Source organism: Flavobacterium macacae, assembly GCF_003865365.1.
GTDB classification, from domain to species: domain Bacteria; phylum Bacteroidota; class Bacteroidia; order Flavobacteriales; family Flavobacteriaceae; genus Flavobacterium; species Flavobacterium macacae.
Genome location: NZ_RQVR01000002.1, coordinates 139,072 through 158,864 on the forward strand (window position 1 = coordinate 139,072; position 19,793 = coordinate 158,864).

The 19,793-nt window shown below is 36.8% G+C and carries 19 protein-coding genes; 4 read left to right on the plus strand and 15 right to left on the minus strand.

Features of this window, described 5'->3' with window-relative positions:
* Window positions 1-40: 40 nt before the first annotated feature.
* The 7 genes from murD to mraZ form a co-directional block, all read right to left on the minus strand.
* Window positions 41-1,378, minus strand: a complete 1,338-nt coding sequence (murD, locus tag EG849_RS02390; RefSeq protein WP_125011487.1) for a UDP-N-acetylmuramoyl-L-alanine--D-glutamate ligase — start codon at window positions 1,376-1,378, stop codon at window positions 41-43.
* Window positions 1,379-2,602 carry a phospho-N-acetylmuramoyl-pentapeptide-transferase gene (mraY, locus tag EG849_RS02395; protein ID WP_125011488.1) on the minus strand — a complete coding sequence of 408 codons (1,224 nt, stop codon included), beginning with the start codon at window positions 2,600-2,602 and terminating at the stop codon, window positions 1,379-1,381. It abuts the gene before it with no gap.
* Between the two features lie 7 nt (window positions 2,603-2,609).
* Window positions 2,610-4,073 carry a UDP-N-acetylmuramoyl-L-alanyl-D-glutamate--2,6-diaminopimelate ligase gene (locus EG849_RS02400; RefSeq protein WP_125011489.1) on the minus strand — a complete coding sequence of 488 codons (1,464 nt, stop codon included), beginning with the start codon at window positions 4,071-4,073 and terminating at the stop codon, window positions 2,610-2,612.
* Window positions 4,070-6,067, minus strand: coding sequence for a penicillin-binding protein (locus EG849_RS02405; RefSeq protein ID WP_125011490.1), 1,998 nt, complete (start codon window positions 6,065-6,067; stop codon window positions 4,070-4,072). Before EG849_RS02405 ends, EG849_RS02400 begins: the two co-directional genes overlap by 4 nt.
* Window positions 6,058-6,405 carry an FtsL-like putative cell division protein gene (locus EG849_RS02410; protein ID WP_125011491.1) on the minus strand — a complete coding sequence of 116 codons (348 nt, stop codon included), beginning with the start codon at window positions 6,403-6,405 and terminating at the stop codon, window positions 6,058-6,060. The genes EG849_RS02405 and EG849_RS02410 overlap by 10 nt, the downstream gene beginning before the upstream one ends.
* A gap of 67 nt (window positions 6,406-6,472) precedes the next feature.
* Window positions 6,473-7,381, minus strand: coding sequence for a 16S rRNA (cytosine(1402)-N(4))-methyltransferase RsmH (rsmH, locus tag EG849_RS02415; RefSeq protein WP_199732245.1), 909 nt, complete (start codon window positions 7,379-7,381; stop codon window positions 6,473-6,475).
* Window positions 7,356-7,829, minus strand: a complete 474-nt coding sequence (mraZ, locus tag EG849_RS02420) for a division/cell wall cluster transcriptional repressor MraZ (RefSeq protein WP_125011493.1) — start codon at window positions 7,827-7,829, stop codon at window positions 7,356-7,358. Before mraZ ends, rsmH begins: the two co-directional genes overlap by 26 nt.
* Window positions 7,830-8,269: 440 nt before the next feature.
* On the opposite strand from mraZ, the gene EG849_RS02425 reads away from it, so the two are divergent.
* Together EG849_RS02425 and yihA are read left to right on the plus strand one after the other, a co-directional pair.
* Window positions 8,270-9,031: an alpha/beta fold hydrolase gene (locus EG849_RS02425; RefSeq protein ID WP_125011494.1), complete on the plus strand. Its 762-nt coding sequence runs from the start codon at window positions 8,270-8,272 to the stop codon at window positions 9,029-9,031.
* An 86-nt stretch (window positions 9,032-9,117) separates the two neighbouring features.
* Window positions 9,118-9,738, plus strand: a complete 621-nt coding sequence (gene yihA, locus EG849_RS02430; RefSeq protein ID WP_125011495.1) for a ribosome biogenesis GTP-binding protein YihA/YsxC — start codon at window positions 9,118-9,120, stop codon at window positions 9,736-9,738.
* A gap of 126 nt (window positions 9,739-9,864) precedes the next feature.
* On the opposite strand, the gene gldC is transcribed toward yihA, so the two are convergent.
* Entirely contained in the window at window positions 9,865-10,206 is a 342-nt protein-coding gene (gene gldC / locus EG849_RS02435) for a gliding motility protein GldC (protein WP_199732246.1), read from the minus strand.
* Complete coding sequence (gldB, locus tag EG849_RS02440) at window positions 10,206-11,165, minus strand: gliding motility lipoprotein GldB (RefSeq protein WP_125011496.1); 960 nt, start codon at window positions 11,163-11,165, stop codon at window positions 10,206-10,208. The genes gldC and gldB overlap by 1 nt, the downstream gene beginning before the upstream one ends.
* Window positions 11,166-11,288: 123 nt before the next feature.
* Here gldB and nadE point away from each other — a divergent pair, with 123 nt between their 5' ends.
* Together nadE and EG849_RS02450 are read left to right on the plus strand one after the other, a co-directional pair.
* The gene (nadE, locus tag EG849_RS02445) at window positions 11,289-12,104 is read left to right on the plus strand and encodes an NAD(+) synthase (RefSeq protein WP_125011497.1); all 816 of its coding nucleotides are present in this window, start codon (window positions 11,289-11,291) and stop codon (window positions 12,102-12,104) included.
* A gap of 71 nt (window positions 12,105-12,175) precedes the next feature.
* Window positions 12,176-12,805 carry a LuxR C-terminal-related transcriptional regulator gene (locus EG849_RS02450; RefSeq protein WP_125011498.1) on the plus strand — a complete coding sequence of 210 codons (630 nt, stop codon included), beginning with the start codon at window positions 12,176-12,178 and terminating at the stop codon, window positions 12,803-12,805.
* Here EG849_RS02450 and dnaG read toward each other — a convergent pair.
* The 6 genes from dnaG to rlmN all read right to left on the minus strand — a co-directional run bounded on the left by dnaG (window position 12,802) and on the right by rlmN (window position 19,754).
* A complete protein-coding gene (gene dnaG, locus EG849_RS02455) occupies window positions 12,802-14,781 on the minus strand; it encodes a DNA primase (protein WP_125011499.1) in 1,980 nt (659 codons plus the stop codon). The two genes, EG849_RS02450 and dnaG, sit on opposite strands and share 4 nt — an antisense overlap.
* A 310-nt stretch (window positions 14,782-15,091) precedes the next feature.
* Complete coding sequence (locus EG849_RS02460) at window positions 15,092-16,165, minus strand: hypothetical protein (RefSeq protein WP_125011500.1); 1,074 nt, start codon at window positions 16,163-16,165, stop codon at window positions 15,092-15,094.
* 27 nt (window positions 16,166-16,192) lie between these two features.
* Window positions 16,193-16,888, minus strand: a complete 696-nt coding sequence (locus EG849_RS02465; protein ID WP_125011501.1) for a hypothetical protein — start codon at window positions 16,886-16,888, stop codon at window positions 16,193-16,195.
* Window positions 16,875-17,435, minus strand: coding sequence for an RNA polymerase sigma factor (locus tag EG849_RS02470; RefSeq protein WP_125011502.1), 561 nt, complete (start codon window positions 17,433-17,435; stop codon window positions 16,875-16,877). The genes EG849_RS02465 and EG849_RS02470 overlap by 14 nt, the downstream gene beginning before the upstream one ends.
* 162 nt (window positions 17,436-17,597) lie before the next feature.
* A complete protein-coding gene (locus tag EG849_RS02475) occupies window positions 17,598-18,578 on the minus strand; it encodes a polyprenyl synthetase family protein (protein ID WP_125011503.1) in 981 nt (326 codons plus the stop codon).
* Window positions 18,579-18,710: 132 nt separating this feature from the next.
* On the minus strand, window positions 18,711-19,754 hold the full coding sequence (rlmN, locus tag EG849_RS02480) for a 23S rRNA (adenine(2503)-C(2))-methyltransferase RlmN (protein WP_125011504.1): 1,044 nt from the start codon (window positions 19,752-19,754) through the stop codon (window positions 18,711-18,713).
* Window positions 19,755-19,793: the final 39 nt, after the last annotated feature.

A 19,793-nucleotide genomic window follows, 5' to 3' on the forward strand; every position in this document is an offset into this window, starting at 1 on the left:
AATCCTTTACATTTTTATTTTCAATAGCAATTTTTCAGAACTACAAATTCTGAACTGCCTGCTTAAATTGTCTTCCTCTATCTTCGTAACTTTCGAATAAATCAAAACTTGCACAAGCTGGAGAAAGCAAAACCGTATCTCCTTTTTCAGACATTCTTTGCGCTAATTTGACAGCATCAGTCATACTTTGCGCTTCAATCATTTCATCCACAACATCGCCAAAAGCATCTATAATTTTTTTATTATCGATTCCCAGACAGATGATTGCTTTCACTTTTTCACGAACTAACGGCATTAATTCAGCATAATCATTTCCTTTGTCAACACCGCCAACAATCCAAACGGTTGGCGTGTTCATGCTGTCTAACGCATAAAATGCGGCGTTCACATTCGTTGCTTTTGAGTCATTTACATACTGAACGTTTTGAATTTTCAGCACTTTTTCCAAACGATGCTCCACACCTTGAAAATCAGAAAGACTCTCACGGATCGTAGATTTTCTGATTCTTAGCAATTGCGCAACCGTTGAAGCGGCCATTGCATTTTTCACGTTGTGTTTTCCTTCTAGGGCTAGTTTGTCTTGTGGCATAACAAATTCTTCGTTATTGATGTTTATATTGATATTTTCTTCTGTTGCAAAGGCTCCGTTTTCAAACGTTTTTGTCATTGAAAAAGGCACTAATTGCGCTTTTGTTTTATTCATTTTAAGCCAGTTTCCGATGGCTTCGTCGTCAGCATCATAAATCAAGAAATCTTCTTCTGTCTGATTTTCTGTAATTCTGAATTTTGCGGCTATGTATTTTCCGTAATCGTAATCATATCGGTCTAAATGATCTGGACTGATGTTCGTGATTATGGCAATATGTGGTTTATAATCTATAATTCCGTCGAGCTGAAAACTGCTTAATTCCAATACATACACATCATGTTTGTCGTCAGCCACTTGCCAAGCGAAACTTTTCCCTATGTTTCCAGCTAGACCTACATTGACACCGCCTTGTTTTAGCAAATGATACGTCAACATTGTGGTGGTCGTTTTTCCGTTGCTTCCGGTAATGCCGACAGTCAGCGCTTTTGTGTATTGAATCGCAAATTCTATTTCAGAAATTACTTGGATTCCTTTCTCCAAAAGCTTTTTTACCATTGGCGATTTATCTGGAATTCCAGGGCTTTTCATTACCAAATCTGCATTCAGGATCAAATCTTCTGTATGCTTTTCCTCTTCCCACTTGATGCCGTGAAGACCAAGAACTTCTTTGTAATTGTTTTTAATCTTTCCGAAATCAGAAACGAACACATCGTATCCTTTTTTCTTTCCGAGAATTGCAGTTCCGACACCGCTTTCTCCGCCGCCTAAAATGACTAACCTTTGTTCCATCTATCTCAATTTTAGGGTTACGATTGAAAGAATTGCCAATAAAATTCCAACGATCCAGAAACGAGTCACAATTTTACTTTCGTGATACCCTTTTTTCTGGTAATGGTGATGCAATGGCGACATCAAAAATATTCTTCGGCCTTCACCAAAACGTTTCTTTGTATATTTAAAGTAAGCAACCTGCAAAATCACTGAGAAATTTTCGGCTAAGAAAATCCCGCACAAAACCGGAATCATCATTTCTTTTCGAACTGCTATTGCCAAAACAGCAATGATGCCACCAATTGTCAAACTTCCGGTATCGCCCATAAAAACCGAAGCTGGATAGGTATTGTACCAAAGGAATCCGACGAGCGCTCCGACAAAAGCGGCGATATAGACCGTCATTTCCCCGGAATTTGGGATGTACATTATATTTAAGTAATTCGAGAAAATAATATTACCCGAAACGAACGTAAAGATCCCTAAGGCGACCACGGAAATAGCGGAAGTTCCGGCGGCCAGACCGTCAATTCCATCCGTTAAATTCGCACCGTTTGAAACTGCTGTGATGATAAAAATTACGACTGGAATAAAAATCAACCAAGCGAAATCTTTGTAATCATCGCCCATAAACGACAGCACCTCAGCGTAATCAAACTCATTGTCTTTGAAGAACGGAATTGTTGTTGCCGTTGATTTCTCTTCCAATGGCACTGCAGAAACCGTTGTTTGGTTTGTTGCAAAAATATTCGTGTTTCCGGTATCTGTCCTTACGGTAACTTGCGGATGAAAGTATAAAACACACCCGACGATCAACCCCAAACCAACTTGACCGATTACTTTAAATTTTCCTTTTAAGCCGTCTTTGTCTTTTTTGAAAATTTTGATATAATCATCCAAAAATCCGATGCAACCCATCCAAAGCGTCGTTACAATCAACAGCATTATGTAAATATTATTCAGTTTTGCCAGTAAAAAAACCGGAACCAACGTTGCTATAATAATAATCAGCCCGCCCATTGTTGGCGTTCCTGCTTTTTCATTTTGACCTGCCAAACCAAGCTCACGAACGGTTTCACCCACTTGCTGTTTTCTCAAGAAGTTGATGATTTTTTTTCCGAATACGGTAGAAATCAATAGCGAAAGTATGATTGCCAGTCCAGAACGGAATGTGATGTATTGAAACACTCCGGTTCCAGGAACGTCCATTCGGTCTAAATAATCAAATAGATAGTATAGCATAGTTTCTCTATTTATTCAGTTGTTCTAAAAGTTCTTTTACAATTTTCATATCGTCAAAATCGTGGCGGACGCCGTTGATTTCTTGATAGGTTTCGTGCCCTTTTCCTGCAATCAAGATAATATCGTTGGGCTGTGCCAATTGGCAAGCCGTTTTGATTGCTTGTTTTCTGTCTAAAATGGCCAGCATTTTTTTATAATTTTGAGGCTCCACTCCTTTTTCCATATCGTCAAGAATCGCTTCTGGATTTTCGGTTCTTGGATTGTCAGAAGTCAAAATTGCCTTGTCGCTAAATGTTGACGCAATGTTCGCCATTATTGGACGTTTTGTTTTATCTCTATCTCCACCGCAACCCACAACCGTAATCAATTGTTCGTTTTTAGTGCGGATGTCTTCAATGGTTTTCAATACATTTTCCAAAGCGTCTGGCGTGTGTGCATAATCCACAACTGCCGTGATATTGTCTTTTGAAACAATAAATTGAAATCTTCCGGAAACACTTTCTAATTCAGAAAGCAATCGCAAAACTTCTAAATTATCCAAACCTAATTCAATGGCAGTTCCGTAAATCGCAAGCAAATTATAAGCATTAAAAGTTCCGATTAAACGAACCCAAACTTCTTGTTCATTTATTTTCAAAAGCAATCCAGACAATTGGTTTTCTAAAATTTGAGCTCTATAATCAGCATACGATTTCAAAGCATACGTCAATTTTTTAGCACCCGAATTCTGCAACATTACCGGACCATTTTTGTCATCAGAATTCACTAATGCGAAAGCCGATTTTGGCAATTGGTCAAAAAATAGTTTCTTCACATCGCGGTATTCCGCAAATGTGTTGTGATAATCTAAATGGTCGTGCGAAAGATTGGTAAAAACGCCTCCTTCAAATTGCAAGCCTTCAGTTCTTTTTTGTGCGATTCCGTGAGAACTTACTTCCATAAAGCAATATTCCACGCCCACGTCATTCATCTCTTTCAAGAATCTGTTGATGGTAATAGAGTCTGAAGTGGTCAGCAATGACTTGTATTCTACATCATCAACAACATTTTTTACCGTAGAAAGCAATCCCACTTTATAACCCGCTTTTTTGAACAATTGGTACAATAAAGAAGCAATTGTCGTTTTGCCATTTGTTCCTGTAATTCCAACCAATTTCAAGTTTGACGACGGATTTCCGAAGAAATTCGAAGCCATAAAAGCCAAAGCTCTGTTCGTGTCTTTTACTTGAACATAGGTAATTCCTGCTACAATATTTTCTGGAAACGTGTCGCAGATAATTGCCGTGGCGCCTTTGTCAATGGCTGTTTCAATAAATTCGTGACCGTCAGCAACGGTTCCGCGAATAGCAATAAACACATCGTTTTCTTCAATTTTTCTGGAATCGAAGTCAATGTTGTTTACAGCGATTTCCGTTGAACCTTTTACCGCTTCAATCGCCACTTTATATAATATGTCTTTTAGAATACTCACGATAATTCTAATGTTATGGTATTGTTTTTAATAATTGGCTGTCCGGCTTGGATCGATTGTTTTTTTACTTTTCCAATACCGACTACTTTCACTTTCATTTTTAAATTTTCGAAAAGCGCAACAGCATCCATTCCTGCCATTCCGTGAACATCTGGAACTTTATTTGCTTCGACTAGGTTGGAATATTTGCTGAAATTTTCTTCTTGAATTTTTGTCTTTCTGTTCAAGTTTTTAATTTCATTCGTGGAAGGAACGTCGGTAAAAATCTTCTGGGCAATTCTTTTGAAAACCGGTCCAGAAACATCTCCTCCATAAAAACCTTTGCTCTTGCTTGGCTTGTGAATAATCACGATGCAAGAATATTTTGGGTTGTCTGCCGGAAAATAGCCTGCAAAAGAAGACGCATAATACATCGCATCGGTGTGTTTTCCTTTGCCATAATCTACTTGCGCGGTTCCTGTTTTACCTGCCATTGAAAAATCTTTTGAATACAATTTAGAGGCTGTTCCTTTTTTTACTGTATTTTCAAGAATCTTTCTGATTTGTTTTACTGTTTCATCCGAACAAATTTTTGGATTGATGATTTCTTTATCGAATTTTTTAATCGTTTTGTTCCACTCTTTAATTTCTTTTACGAAAATCGGTTTTACCATTTCGCCATCATTTGCAATCGCATTATAAACAGAAAGCATTTGCAACGGCGTTATGGAAACTCCATACCCATATGCCATCCAAGGCAACGTGGTTCCGTACCAATTTTTAGCTCCGGGCTGTGGAATTATTGGTTTTCCTTCACCTACAAATGGCAAACCCAACGGCTTGTTCAATCCCATTCCATTGATTCTATCCACAAATTGCTTTGGATTGTCTTTGTAACTTTCATAAACCGCCTGGGCCATTACCGTGTTTGAAGACAATTCAAAACCTCTTGCCAAAGACACTTTTCCGTAACCGCCTTTTTTTGAATCCCTTACGTGTCGATTAAAATACACCACATCGCCCCCTTTGGTATCATAAACCTTGCTCGTATCTACTTTTTTATCATCAATCAAAGCAATCAAATCAATCAATTTAAATGTAGAACCCGGCTCGTGAGATTCTGCCACCGCATAATTTATCGTCTCATAATAATTGCCGTCAGCACCAATTCCAAGGTTTGAAATCGCTTTTACTTCACCCGTTTTTGTCTCCATTACCACCACACAACCGTGTTCTGCTTCGTAATATTCCAATTGTTTCAACAATGCGTGATGTGCAATATCTTGAATGTAAACATCAATTGTCGAGATTACATCGTAACCGTCTTGAGGCTCGACTTGATTGTTATCACTGATTGGTTTCCATTGTCCTTTTGCAATTTTTTGCTTTAGAACCTTACCATCTTTTCCATTCAAATATTTTTCGAAAGCTCCTTCAATTCCAATTCTTGTCGGATTTCCCTTTTCATCAAACCTTTCATAACCAATGGTTCTTTCTGCAATTTTCCCAATTGGATGCTCCCGAATCGTTTTTTGCTCTGAAATCATGCCCCCTTTATTGGTTCCTAATTTGAATAACGGAAAGGTTTTCATTCGCATGTATTCTGTGTAGCTCAAGCCTCTCGCCAGCAACAGATATCGGTTTTTGTTAGTTCTGGCTTTTCTCAATTCATTAAAATAATGAGAACTTGGTTTTTCTAAAAGAAGCGAAAGTGAATCAGACAACGCTTTTAAATTCTTATCAAAATCTTCTTTTTTGGGAGCCATTGCATCAAAACGAATCGTGTAATTTGGGATTGACGTAGCCAATAAACTTCCGTCAGCTGAATACACATTTCCTTTATTTGCCGGAATTACAAAGTTTTTTACGGTTTTATCTTGCGCCAATTTTCTGTAATAATCCCCTTCAACCCATTGAATATTGGTCAGTTTTACTAAAATACCGACAGCCATTACCAGGACCACGAAAGCGACCAGGTAAATGCGGTACGAGATATTTTTTTCTTCTACTGCCATAATTTTTCAAAAAAGCCTTTTTCTTTTTCTTTTAAAACCTTGATTTTCTTTGGAGGAACTGACGATGGAAAAATCATTTTTTCTTCCATTTTTGCCGAGATCGTCGATTCCATTTTTAATTTCATTAATTCTGAGCGTCTGTCAACAAATTCTGAACGAAGTTCTTTTACCTCTTTGTCTAACTCGGTAATTTGGTATGTTTTCTGCTCATAATTGTGTGAATTTGCAATCATAATCAAAGCCAAAACGATCAAGAAAATGATGAACTGCCAGTTTTTTGCGGCGTCATCATTGATCAGAAACTTTGCTTTTAATATGCTATAAATTCCACCTTTCATTTTTCAGATTTATGTTTTGTGATTTGTGATTTCAGAAGTCTGCCGACTAAAATCTGCCATCGGAACACTATATTTTTTCTGCGATTCTTAATTTCGCGCTTCTTGCCCTGTTGTTGATTCTGATTTCAGCATCATTGGGAACGATCAATTTTCCGATAGTTTTAAATGGAACCGAAAAATTTCCAAAGAAATCACGTTCTGGTTCACCTTCGAACATTCCGTTTTTAATGTATCTTTTTACCAAACGATCTTCTAAGGAATGATAAGAAATCACGCTCAATCTTCCGCCTGGCTTCAAAATTTCTAAAGACTGCTCTAAAAATTCTTTCAAGACATCCATTTCCTGATTCACTTCAATTCGAACTGCCTGATACATTTGAGCCAAGATCTTGTGGCTTTTGTGCGCCGGAAGAAATCGACTTAAAACCGTTTTTAACTGTTCTGTATTTTTGATTTCTTCAATTTCTCTCGCTTCTAAAATCACTCTTGCAATTGCCGGAGCATTTTTCAATTCGCCATAGTCATAAAACACACGGCGCAAATTGGCTTCGTCATATTCATTAACCACTTTATAAGCGCTCAAGTCATTTTTTTGGCTCATTCTCATATCCAATTCTGCATCGAAACGAGTTGAAAAACCTCTTTCAGCCACATCAAACTGGTGCGAAGAAACACCTAAATCCGCCAAAATTCCGTCAACAGCTTTCACACCGTGGAACCTCAAAAACCTTTTGATGAATCTGAAATTTTCATTGATCAATGTAAATCTTTCGTCATCTAAAGCGTTTGCCAAAGCGTCTTCGTCTTGATCAAAACCAAACAATCTTCCGTCTGGACCCAATCTTTTTAAAATTTCTTTTGAATGACCGCCACCGCCGAACGTCACATCCACATAAACTCCGTCTGGCTTGATATCCAAACCATCCACAGTTTCCATTAATAATACCGGATTATGATATTCCATTGTCGTCGTCATTTATATTTCCCATTACATCTTCAGCCAAATCTGCAAAATCGATATCATCGCCAGAAATTGATTTTTCATATAAATCTTTATCCCAGATTTCCACGATATTTACTGCTGAAGACAACACTAAATCTTTTGAAATGCTTCCGAAAGCCACCAAATCTTTCGGAATCAAAAGCCTTCCCAAATTGTCAATTTCCACTACTTTTACACCAGCCGTAAATTTTCTGATGAAATCGTTATTTTTCTTTACAAATCGGTTCAACTTATTGATTTTCTGCATCATTAAATTCCATTCAGCCATTGGATACAACTCCAAACAAGGCTGAAAAACAGAACGCTTCAACACAAAACCATCGTTCAATGAATCAGTCAATTGCTTCTTCAGGGGCGCTGGCAAAAGCACTCTCCCCTTAGCATCAACCTTACATTCATATGTTCCAATGATGGTATTCAATTAGTTACGTTTTTTAATGATTTATAGCAAATGTAGAAAAATAATTACCACAATTTACCACAATCTACCACTTTGTTAATAAGTTTTACCACTTTGGAACAAAACCAGATAATCTTCATTTTATCTTAACATTAGGTTTCATTATCAATCTTTTAACGAATTTTAAGTTTTATAAAAAATTCAGCAAGCGATTTAGGAATTTTGATAGGTATATTAAATTATTCAGAAAATGAGAAACACGAGAGTCGTTTCGAAACAATTGACTGTTAGACTTTTAACCAAATTCAAGGAAGTAATTATTTTTTGAGATGAAATTACTTACGCAAAAGTAAAATCTGTTAAAAATTTAAAAGTAATTTATCAGCGCAAAAAATTATTTTTATTGAGAAAATCATATATTTGTTGTTCCCTAAATAGGGTTAAAATGCCTAAAACTATCAATGGAAGATTTAATAAAAGAAGGAAAATACAAATATTTTGAAGCCGGAGAAGGCACGCCAATCATCATACTCCACGGATTAATGGGAGGACTGAGTAATTTTGGCGGTGTTGCAGATTATTTTCCAAAACACGGATATAAAGTGGTTATTCCAGAATTGCCGATTTATACCCAAAATATCTTAAAAACAAACGTAAAAGCATTTGCAAAATACGTTAAGGATTTCATCACTTATAAAGGTTACGACCGCGTTATTTTATTAGGAAATTCACTTGGAGGACACATCGCTTTGTACCACACAAAAATGTATCCTGAAAAAATGCTTGGACTGATAATCACCGGAAGCTCAGGATTATATGAAAGCGCCATGGGCGACAGCTATCCAAGAAGAGGCGACTATGATTACATTCAGAAAAAAGCAGAAGACGTTTTTTATGATCCAAAGATTGCTACAAAAGAAATTGTTGACGAAGTATATGCGATGGCAAACGACCGCATCAAATTGATCAAGACTTTAACGATTGCCAAAAGTGCCATTCGACACAATATGGCGAAAGATTTACCAAAAATGCACGTTCCGACTTGTATCATTTGGGGAAAAAATGACAAGGTTACTCCGCCTGAAGTTGCTGAAGAATTTGACCAATTATTGCCCAATTCCTCTTTATACTGGATTGACAAATGTGGCCACGCTGCGATGATGGAACATCCAGACGAGTTCAACAAATTGATGCACGAATGGCTTCAAAAGACAAATTTATAGTCTGACAACGAAATTTCCAACCGCTGTTTTTAATAAAAACAGCGGTTATTTTTTTTGATTACCTTTGCACAAATCGAATATCCGTTATGAAAATTAATACCGCCGAATTTATAATCAGCAATTCTGAAGTCAGCAAATGCCCAACTGAGCGCTTGCCAGAATATGCTTTTATTGGAAGGTCAAATGTTGGAAAATCCTCATTGATTAATATGTTGACCAATCACAAGAGTTTGGCAAAAACTTCGGGAAGACCCGGAAAAACACAGCTTATCAATCACTTTAAAATCAATAACAATTGGTTTTTGGTCGATTTGCCAGGTTATGGCTATGCCCGTGTTTCAAAGAAAACAAAGGAAGTTTTTCAAAAATTCATCACTGATTATTTTGAAAAAAGAGAACAAATGGTTTGTGCTTTTGTGTTGATCGACATCCGTTTGGAAGCCCAAGCAATTGATTTGGAATTCCTTACTTATTTAGGAGAATATGAAGTTCCGTTCTGTATCATTTTTACAAAAGCTGACAAAATCAGCAAAACCAAAATTGATTCGCACGTGGCTGCCTACAAGAAAAAAATGCTTGCCAACAACTGGGAAGAAATGCCACCTTACTTTGTAACCTCATCAACTGAAGGAACCGGAAAAGATTCAGTTTTGCACTACATTGACGAAATCAACCAAGAAGTTTTTAAAGACTTGAATAGTTTTTAATTTTCTACCGCAGATTTTCAGATCAGAACTCCAGGATTTACATCCAATCTTTATATTGAAAATCTGTAACTAAAAAAAATCCCGAATTCAAAATTGAATTCGGGATTTTTTAGGTTTACGAAGAACTTATTCTTCTTTTTTCAATTCCATTTTTTCTGCAAAATAATCGCAGAAATCTTTCATGGTGTCTGCCATCTTTTCATCGTCTGTTGCTCTTTGAAACGTGTCAGCCATCGCCACTAAGCTTTGGTGGAAGAATTTTTTCATCTCATCAACCGGCATGTCTTTTGTCCAAAGATCGATTCTCATTGTTTCCTGCACTTTGCTGTCCCAAAAAGAAAGCATCATTGCTTTTGACTCTTCCTGAACCACACCGCCGTCTTGCGCCGACCAAAATAATTTTTCTGGAACGCGGTTATCATCTAACTCTACAGTGATTTTAATATCTGAAGTTATTTTTTTTGACATTACTTCTTAGGTTTGTATTTACTATTATCGAAAATTTCTTTTGCATCCGCTTGCAATAATTGCTGCAAAGATACATCATTGTTTTGCATATAGGCACGTACAATCTGCCATCCCACCCACATGCCGATCCTTCCTGGCGATTCATTGTCAATTTCAAGTCCGAATTTTGAAAACGGCGCTGGATTGATAAATCTTCCCGGCAACTTTGAATCAGAATCATACAGCAGCTTTTCATCCACAAAATACCTCCAGACATAACCTTCATTATCTTTACACCATTCAATTTGCTCTGGCGTGTAGGCAATTTTTACATCGTCAGAAAGCTTTGGAAGCAACAAATCTTTGAGATATAATTCTTTCCCGAAATAAATCATTTGAGATAAAAGCGTCCTGTCAGTTGGAGGCGGAATCACACGCATTGAAAAATCAGAAACCACATCAGGAAGCAATTGCGCCTTTTCAAAGTTGATCTTTTGATAATTTGGAAAATCCACATAAAAACGATGGTCTTTGCCTAAATAGGTATCTAACGAAACCAAAAGCAAGCTATCCGCATAAATAACTTTTGCCTGCGTGTCAACTTCAGAAATCAAGGTGATGACTTTTAGCACATTAGTTTGCGGAAAATAAAATTTTATTCTTCTGAATAATTCTTCCAGATCGTTAGTTTCTGCTGAAAAATCTCCAAATTGTTTTTGAACTTCCGCATGCAATTCTTTTAAAAGCGGATCTTTCATTTTATCAGTCCAAACCACATCGTCATTTCCTTCAGGAAAAAAATAAGGATATTTTTCTTTTAGTACGGAAAGTTCTTCGGGATTTGTCTCATAAAATAATTTATCAAACCGCTCTACTTTTAATTTTAACGGTATTTGGTCAATTTTTTCTTGCACTTTATCTTTTTTTTCACACGCAACGAAAATTGTCACGAAAAATAACAAAATTGTAAATTTCTTCATATAAATTTGTTGGAATTTTTCTATTAAAATCTTAACCTAATATTATGAAAAGTTTTTTCTAACTTTATAATAGAAAATTAAGATACAAATATACAATTCAAGTTTCTTAAATAGAATATGGAAATGCAAAAAAAGAGCACATTAAAAACGGAAGAAGTTAAAAATCACATCGTCAATTGGCTTACAGATTATGCTACAAAAGCAAAAGTTAATGGTTTTGTTGTTGGTATTTCAGGCGGGGTGGATTCTGCAGTAACTTCTACATTATGTGCCTTGACAGGATTTCCTACCTTATGTGTAGAAATGCCGATTCATCAGGCTGAAAGCCATGTTTCAAGAGGAAGAGAGCATATTGAGCAATTGAAAAAGAGATTTGATACTGTTTCAAATATTGAAACCAATTTGACTTCTGTTTTTGAAATGTTTAAAAGCTTGGTTCCTGCTGGAGAAAATGAAATAAAATACAATCTTTCGCTTGCCAACACAAGAGCGCGCCTGCGAATGACTACCTTATACTATCATGGAGGCATTAATGGTTTGATTGTTGCAGGAACAGGAAACAAGATAGAAGACTTTGGCGTAGGTTTTTATACTAAATATGGAGACGGAGGCGTTGATGTAAGTCCTATTGCGGATTTAATGAAATCTGAAGTATTCCAATTAGCAGCCCATTTAGGCGTTCCGAATGCCATTTTAAATGCTGCTCCAACTGATGGCTTATTTGGTGATAACAGAAGCGATGAAGAGCAGCTTGGAGCTAGTTATGATGAATTAGAATGGGCGATGGCCCAATCAGATGCTGGAAGACAAAAAAGCGAGTTCTCTGGCAGAGAATTAGAAGTTTTTGAAATCTATACGAGATTGAATTTCGTAAATCAGCATAAGATGAATCCCATACCAGTTTGCGAAATACCACTTTCACTAAAAATAGTAACATAAATTGAGTTAGCATCAAAATTTTAACTAAATTTACTTACAATTTATTTATTTAAATTTAAAATTCCGAAATTATGATTAAAGTTTGCCTGGCTGATAACCACCCAATTGTCCATTACGGGATTAAATCTTACTTCAAAGAAAGCTCAGAAGTAAGCATAGTTGGACACGCCGAAAACTTTCAAGCTCTTGAAGACATCTTGAGCAAAAAAGCAGTTGACATTGTCATTCTAGATTTAGACTTAGAAGGCCTTTCAAGTATTAACCTTGTAAAAAGCATGGTAAAAGAATATCCTGCTACAAAATTGGTTATTTACACGAATCTTTCTGAACAAATGTATGCCCCCAATGCATTAAAAGCTGGAGTCGCTGCATACATTCACAAAACTTCTAAATTAGAAACTGTCGCTTCTGCTTTGACGAAAGTAAACAATGGTTCTGTTGTTTTTAGCGAAACAGTAAAGAAAAATCTAGCCTTGATTGGTAAAAGAAACAAATCTGAGCGTTTGTACAGAAAACTTTCAACTAGAGAAATCGAAGTGCTTCGTTATTTAAGCGATGGTAAAAAGAACAAAGAAATTGCTAAAATCCTTGATTTGAACGAAAAAACCGTAAGTACTTACAAATTAAGATTGCTTACCAAATTGAACGTTACCAATCTTGTGGATTTAGTAAACAAAGCAAAGACATTAGAAATCGTTTAGATGCTGTAACGCGACATCACTCTTCCTAATTTTGATGAAAACGAATTGATCAATTTGTAATAATCCATTGCCATTGACAACGTTTCGGAATTATCAACTTCAGGATCGGGAGAAAGTTCACCTTTTAGCTCTTCAATAATTCTATCTACTAAAAACCACCTCATGGTCAATATTGTTTCTGAAACATATTGGCTTATAGTTTGGTCTTTTTGCTTTACGATAATATTTTGGCCTTCCCAATTGTGCAGGAGATCTCTTTCTTCCTGCATTAAAATATCTGTGACTTCTTGCGCTAATTCTGGCGCAAGATGCATAAGATATTGTTCTGTATTGAAGGTTTCATTTTGATGAAAGAAATTTATCAAGTCATTGTAAATATCCCTAAATAAAGGATTTGCCAATTCCACCTCATCTTCCTGAAGGCTCAAATAGATTCTTTGGTGCACTTTGTATTGCTTTTTTTCAGAAACTTCCTGGATTTCACCTTCATCGTTGGTTTTCAGCAACACATCTTCAAATTCATCTTCCTTATTTCCATACAAAAGAAGGATTTCAATAATTTTTCGCTCTAGTTCAAAAAGGATATCAATTTTTCGTGCCTGCTCTGGATTTTCATTTTTGACAACATCAAACGCTTTTTGCTCCTGCTTTTGTTTCTTTCCAGTTTCCACCACATCTTTCTGCACCAACTGCGCCAACGTATTGACCAAAACCTGCTCAGAAATATCCATAATCCGGGCCGTTTCCTGAAGATATACTTCCCGCTGGATCCTATCCGGAATTTTTGAAATACTCGTAACCATATCCCGAATCAATCCTGCTTTTTTAACCGGATCATTCTTGGCTTCGTCCATCAAAAGCGACGCTTTAAACTGGATAAAATCTTTGGCATTTGTTTCTAAATAACGAAGCAAATCATCGTGGGAATTCTTTTTGGCAAAACTATCTGGATCATCCCCATCAGGAAATGTGCATACTTTCACGTTCATTCCTTCCTCCAAAATCAAATCGATTCCACGTATGGAAGCACGCAAACCAGCCGCATCTCCGTCAAAAAGAACCGTGATATTTTTGGTCAGACGATTTACCAAACGAATTTGGTCTGGCGTTAAAGCGGTTCCAGATGACGCGACCACGTTTTCAATTCCGGCTTGGCTGAACTGAATTACGTCAGTATAACCTTCCACCAAATAACAATTGTCTAATTTGGCGATGGATTGCTTGGCCTGGAAAATTCCGTACAGGACTTTGCTTTTATGGTAAATGTCACTTTCTGGCGAATTTAAATATTTGGCCGCTTTTTTATCGTTGGTCAAGATTCTTCCTCCAAAACCCAATGTTCTTCCTGACATACTTTGTATCGGAAACATCACGCGTCCTTTGAACCGGTCAAACTGCTTGTCTTCTTTGACAATGGTCAGTCCGGTTTTGTCAAGATACTCTAATTTATAGCCTTTTCCGAGCGCTTCTTTTGTGAAAGCATCCCAAGATTCTGGCGAATAGCCTAGTTCAAATTTTTTGATAGTATCGCCAGTGAAACCTCTTTCTTTAAAATAAGAAAGTCCGATCGCTTTTCCTTCGTCGTCGTTTAATAAGGTGTTGTGGAAATATTTTTTGGCAAATTCTGAAACCAAGTACATACTTTCTCTTTCATTGGCTTCGGCTTTGTGCTCGTCGCTCAATTCGGTTTCTTCGATTTCAATGTTGTATTTCCGGGCTAAATACCGAATGGCTTCTGGATAAGTGAAATGCTCGTGTTCCATCAAAAATGCGATGGAGTTTCCGCCTTTTCCGGAGCTAAAATCTTTCCAAATTTGCTTTACTGGAGAAACCATAAACGATGGCGAGCGTTCGTCAGAAAACGGACTTAATCCTTTGAAGTTACTTCCGGCTCTTTTTAACTGAACGAAATCGCCGATAACCTCCTCTACCCGGGCGGTTTCGAAAACTTTGTCTATGGTATTCTTTGATATCAATTTATTTGGATTTATTTTTTTTACTGGAGGTCAAAGATACAAAGAAGGAAAGAATTGAAATGGTCTTTTTTCTTTAGTTTTTGGCCCTTTGCCTTTTCACGTTATTATTCAAAAGACAGCAAAAATGCCTAAATTTTCTCCACTACCCCCGATGGGTGGCAGCAGCCTTTTCCCTCAGGGTTTTGGGGAAAAGCTACTGCAGACAACAGGAAAATGAATTACTGAAATTACTGACGTTTTGGTCCTAATTAAAAATGCCCTCCAAATTTTTATTGGAAGGCATTTTAACTAACGTAACGAACTCTAAATTTTAATTAAAATCAAATCTAAGACCTAATGAAACGTTGTTTTGTTCCATCGCATTGTCTTTAAACAGCGGGCTCAAGTCATATTTGGCGTACAAACTTACTTGCTTGTAACCGATGTAAGCGCTCAGACCGTAGATAAAATTGTTGGCGTTAAAATCGCCTTTGGTGCGTTCTTTCACGTTTCGGTCATCGATTTCATAACGCAAAATTTGTTTAGATTTTAAGTGTGCTCCGGCATAACCACCGATTCCAAAACGGAAGCTTTCGTGGCTTCGAAAATAGACTTTATCACCGTCAATTTTCTTTTTAGAGAAGTCAAATTCAAGATGCAAAGGCAAAACCAAATAGACATTTCTGAAGCGAGATTCTTTTAAATGTATGGAATTTTCATCCAATTCGGTTTGGTTTCCGTTGACCACAAAACTTCTATTGTCTGTGGCGCGAAGGTTATTGTACATCAATGAAAGTCCGTATTTTGCGTGAAGCAGGTTGCGATTTTTGGCCAATCTGGTATTGAAAGTGATTCCCCATTCATAAAATTGGGAGTCGTAAAATTTAAAATCAGAATCATTCAGGGTTCCTAAATCTCCCTCATTAATCGTATTATTAAATCCGGAGGCAAAGACTAATTGCGATGTCGTTCTGCGGTCTGAACGGATTTCATATAATGAATCTTGCTTTTTCTTGTAAGCTTCAGAATTTTTTCCGTTAGATTTCCAAAAAATACCAAATTGTTTTCCTTCTACAGAGTCAGAAGCTACTTTTCCTTCTACTTTTTCTTTGACAAGCTGGGTCAATTTTGCCTCTTCGAGTGACACTTTTGTTTCAATATTATTGGCTCTGATTGTCGCAAAGGCTTCTTTTTTGGCATCGGCTTGTTCTTGCGTAATTTGGTCGTTATCCAATTGTTTGTTGATATCTTCAACCTCAGCTTTTAAAGCGTCTTTTTCTTCTTTTGTAATCGTTTCTATTTTTTCAGCAATTACTCTTGCTCTTTGCTCGAAGGTTTCTTGTGCAAAAGTTTTGCTTGCGAAAAGGCATAGCGTTGCCACTGCGTAAAAAATAATTTTCTGCATAATGTTGATTTTAAATTTTTTGATGATTTATTCTTGATTTCTGGTTGCCAATGAAGACTTTACTGTTTCATAGTTTTTACCAATCGAACGTACTACTTTTTCTCTAAAAGTGTCGTCTAATTCGCCTTCAACTGAAGAAAGAAGTTTTTTAGAATTTACTTTCATTCCTGCTTTTGCAACAGCTGATTTGATTGATTCTGACTGCAATTTTGTTTCGGCTTCTGCCAAAAGGCTTTCTGATTCGATGTAACGGTTTGGCTTTACTTTTTCTTCTTGCGCAATTGCTTCTTCAACAAAAACTGGATTGATTTTTTCCGGATTTAATTTCTCCATTTTTGTTTTTGCAATTACTTTTTTAGATCTTTTTTGGTTGGCTGTGACGGCATTTTGATTTGATTGAACTGCGCTGATTGTTGATGATGAAACTTCTTGAACTTGATTTGGGATTGTACTTTCTTCGGATTGGGCTGGTGATTTATTTTCTTGAATGACAACTGCGTCTTTGGTTTTTACTTCGGTTTCTGACTGTCTGAAAAATAACGAACCAATCAGAATGAATCCTAAAAAACTGGCGGCAACATACATCCAAGTTCTTTTTTTAGGCTTCTTGTTTTCGGTTACCGAAAGCATCGCATCTAATCTGTCCCATGCCATTTCAGAAGGCTGAATTTCTCTTTTGTTCAGCTGTTCTCTAAAGCTATTTTCTAATTTATTCGGTTCCATTTTGAAAATTTTTTAACTTGTTAATCTGTCCCTGCAACATTTTTCGAGCGTGTGACAATTGCGATTTTGATGTTCCTTCATTAATTCCGAGCATCTTTGCAATTTCGTTGTGCTTGAATCCTTCAATAGCATAAAGGTTAAAAACCATCTTGTAGCCGTCTGGCAAACTGTCAATTAAAAACTGGATATCTGCTACATTAAACTGACTGTCTGTATTGTTATGCGTTTCTTCAAAAAAATTTTCGTCCTCAATGTACTTTACTTTTTTTTGAACTCTGATAAAAGAAATACATTCGTTGACCATTATTCTTCTGATCCAACCTTCGAAACTCCCTTTGTGTTCAAAATTCTTAAGGTTGGAAAAAACTTTCATGAAAGCAGTAATCATAATATCTTCTGCTTCATGCAGATCTTTTATGTATTGCCTGCAAACGCTCAACATTTTTGGAGAATAGGAAGAATAAATCTTTTGCTGAGCGTGTCGATTGTTTTCGACAGCCTCGCTGATTATCTCCCTTTCTTCTTGATGTAATGCGATTACTTTCACAATAAATTTGATTTCAGATTGATTTTATGATTCAATTGAACGTTTCAATCCGTGTTCTATTAGCATAGACGATTGTCGATTGAAAATGGTTGCATGGAGGAGAAAAATTAGATGCTATTTTTAATTAAAAAAATTAGCGAATAGCTAATCAGCGGATTACTGTTATTTTTTTCTTTCTATAACATAATTTACCATCAAGGTAAGTGCTTGTTTATAAGGAGAATTTGGAAAATCTTGAATCAACAGCAATGCTTCTTGCTGAAACTGTACCATTTTTTCTTCTGCGTAAGAAAGTCCGTTATTGTTTTTTACGAACGCGATTACTTCTTTGACGCGTTTTTTGTCTTTGTTGTGGTTTTTGATGGAGTTGATCACCCACTCTTTTTCTTTTGTAGTACAGTGATTTAAGACATAAATCAACGGAAGGGTCATTTTTTGTTCTTTAATATCAATTCCGGTTGGTTTTCCAATAGCATCATCGGTATAATCAAAAAGGTCGTCTTTTATTTGAAACGCCATGCCGATCAATTCTCCGAATTTGCGCATTTTTTCAACCACTTCAATATTATCTGGATTGACAGAACAAGCCCCAAGCGAACAACAAGCCGCAATTAAGGTAGCCGTTTTTTGACGGATGATTTCATAATAAACATCTTCGGTAATATCTAAACGCCGTGCTTTTTCAATTTGAAGCAATTCTCCTTCGCTCATTTCACGAACGGCAACAGAGATAATTTTGAGCAGATCAAAATCGCCATTGTCAATGGAAAGAAGCAATCCTTTTGACAATAAATAATCACCAACAAGCACCGCAATTTTATTTTTCCACAAAGCATTGACCGAGAAAAAACCTCTTCTGCGATTGCTGTCATCCACCACATCGTCGTGAACCAACGTTGCCGTGTGAATCAATTCAATAACCGCCGCGCCTCGATAGGTCCGTTCGTTCACTTCGCCGCCAGAAACCATTTTTGCGCTAAGAAAAACAAACATCGGCCGCATTTGTTTTCCCTTTCTGTTGACGATAAAATAAGTGATCCTGTTGAGCAAAGCCACTTTTGAAGTCATAGAATCGTGAAACTTTTGTTCAAAAAGTTCCATTTCGGCTAAAATGGGCTGTTTTATTTGCTCGGTGATTTTCATTGGATGCAAATATACGGCTTCTGATTGAAAATTGAAATATTTAAAGATTGAAGTATTTAAAGATTATTTATAATAAAAAACTCCGACAGAGTTTTGAATTCTGTAGGAGTTTAGACTATTTTATAATAAATATTACGCTTCTTTATTTGCCAATTGTCCGCAAGCGGCATCGATGTCTTTTCCTCGGCTTCGACGTACTTTTACCACAATTCCTGAAGCTTCTAATGCTTTTATGTAGGCATTAATAGATTCTTCAGAAGCTTGCTGAAATTCTCCGTCATCAATCGGATTGTATTCAATCAAATTTACCTTGCACGGAACATATTTGCAGAATTTCACCAACGCATCAATGGAAGCCTTGTTATCATTGATTCCTTTCCAAACCACATATTCATACGACACCTTGCTTTTGGTTTTTCGGTACCAATATTCTAATGCTTCACGCAAATCCGCCAACGGAAAATTTTTGCTGAAAGGCATAATTCTAGAGCGAATTTCATCAATTGCTGAATGCAGTGAAACAGCCAACTTGAATTTCACTTCGTCGTCCGCTAATTTTTTAATCATCTTGGGAACTCCAGATGTGGAAACCATGATTCGCTTCGGCGACATTCCCAAACCTTCGGTGGAAGTTATCATTTCGATGGCTTTCAAAACGTTATTGTAATTCATCAACGGCTCGCCCATCCCCATAAAAACGATGTTAGAAAGCGGATGATTGTAATACAGACGGCTTTCTTTGTCGATAGCCACTACTTGGTCATAAATTTCATCAGGACCAAGGTTTCGCATTCTTTTTAATCTTGCGGTTGCGCAGAAATTACAATCTAAACTGCAACCCACCTGGCTTGAAACGCACGCTGTTGTTCGCGTATCCGTAGGAATTAAAACCGATTCCACAACCAAACCATCGTGAAGGCGAACAGCGTTTTTAACGGTTCCGTCTTCGCTCCGCTGCATGGTATCCACCTTAATATGATTGATCACAAAATTATCCTCTAACATTTGGCGCGTTGGCTTGGCCACATTAGTCATGTCGTCAAAATTATGCGCCCCTTTACTCCAAAGCCATTCATAGACTTGGTTGCCACGAAAGGCTTTGTCTCCGTTAGAAACAAAAAAGTCGCGCAATTGGTCTTTTGATAATGCCCTGATGTCTTTTTTCTCGATTTGCATGGTGCAAAGTTAAATATAGAAGTGATAACTACCTAATAT

Bases quoted from the DNA above. Each gene is read 5' to 3' on its own strand.
- murD (WP_125011487.1), bottom strand. From the start codon at position 1,378: ATGGAACAAAGGTTAGTCATTTTAGGCGGCGGAGAAAGCGGTGTCGGA.
- mraY (WP_125011488.1), bottom strand. From the start codon at position 2,602: ATGCTATACTATCTATTTGATTATTTAGACCGAATGGACGTTCCTGGA.
- EG849_RS02405 (WP_125011490.1), bottom strand. From the start codon at position 6,067: ATGGCAGTAGAAGAAAAAAATATCTCGTACCGCATTTACCTGGTCGCT.
- EG849_RS02410 (WP_125011491.1), bottom strand. From the start codon at position 6,405: ATGAAAGGTGGAATTTATAGCATATTAAAAGCAAAGTTTCTGATCAAT.
- rsmH (WP_199732245.1), bottom strand. From the start codon at position 7,381: ATGACGACGACAATGGAATATCATAATCCGGTATTATTAATGGAAACT.
- EG849_RS02425 (WP_125011494.1), top strand. From the start codon at position 8,270: ATGGAAGATTTAATAAAAGAAGGAAAATACAAATATTTTGAAGCCGGA.
- yihA (WP_125011495.1), top strand. From the start codon at position 9,118: ATGAAAATTAATACCGCCGAATTTATAATCAGCAATTCTGAAGTCAGC.
- gldC (WP_199732246.1), bottom strand. From the start codon at position 10,206: ATGTCAAAAAAAATAACTTCAGATATTAAAATCACTGTAGAGTTAGAT.
- gldB (WP_125011496.1), bottom strand. From the start codon at position 11,165: ATGAAGAAATTTACAATTTTGTTATTTTTCGTGACAATTTTCGTTGCG.
- nadE (WP_125011497.1), top strand. From the start codon at position 11,289: ATGCAAAAAAAGAGCACATTAAAAACGGAAGAAGTTAAAAATCACATC.
- EG849_RS02450 (WP_125011498.1), top strand. From the start codon at position 12,176: ATGATTAAAGTTTGCCTGGCTGATAACCACCCAATTGTCCATTACGGG.
- EG849_RS02460 (WP_125011500.1), bottom strand. From the start codon at position 16,165: ATGCAGAAAATTATTTTTTACGCAGTGGCAACGCTATGCCTTTTCGCA.
- EG849_RS02465 (WP_125011501.1), bottom strand. From the start codon at position 16,888: ATGGAACCGAATAAATTAGAAAATAGCTTTAGAGAACAGCTGAACAAA.
- EG849_RS02475 (WP_125011503.1), bottom strand. From the start codon at position 18,578: ATGAAAATCACCGAGCAAATAAAACAGCCCATTTTAGCCGAAATGGAA.
- rlmN (WP_125011504.1), bottom strand. From the start codon at position 19,754: ATGCAAATCGAGAAAAAAGACATCAGGGCATTATCAAAAGACCAATTG.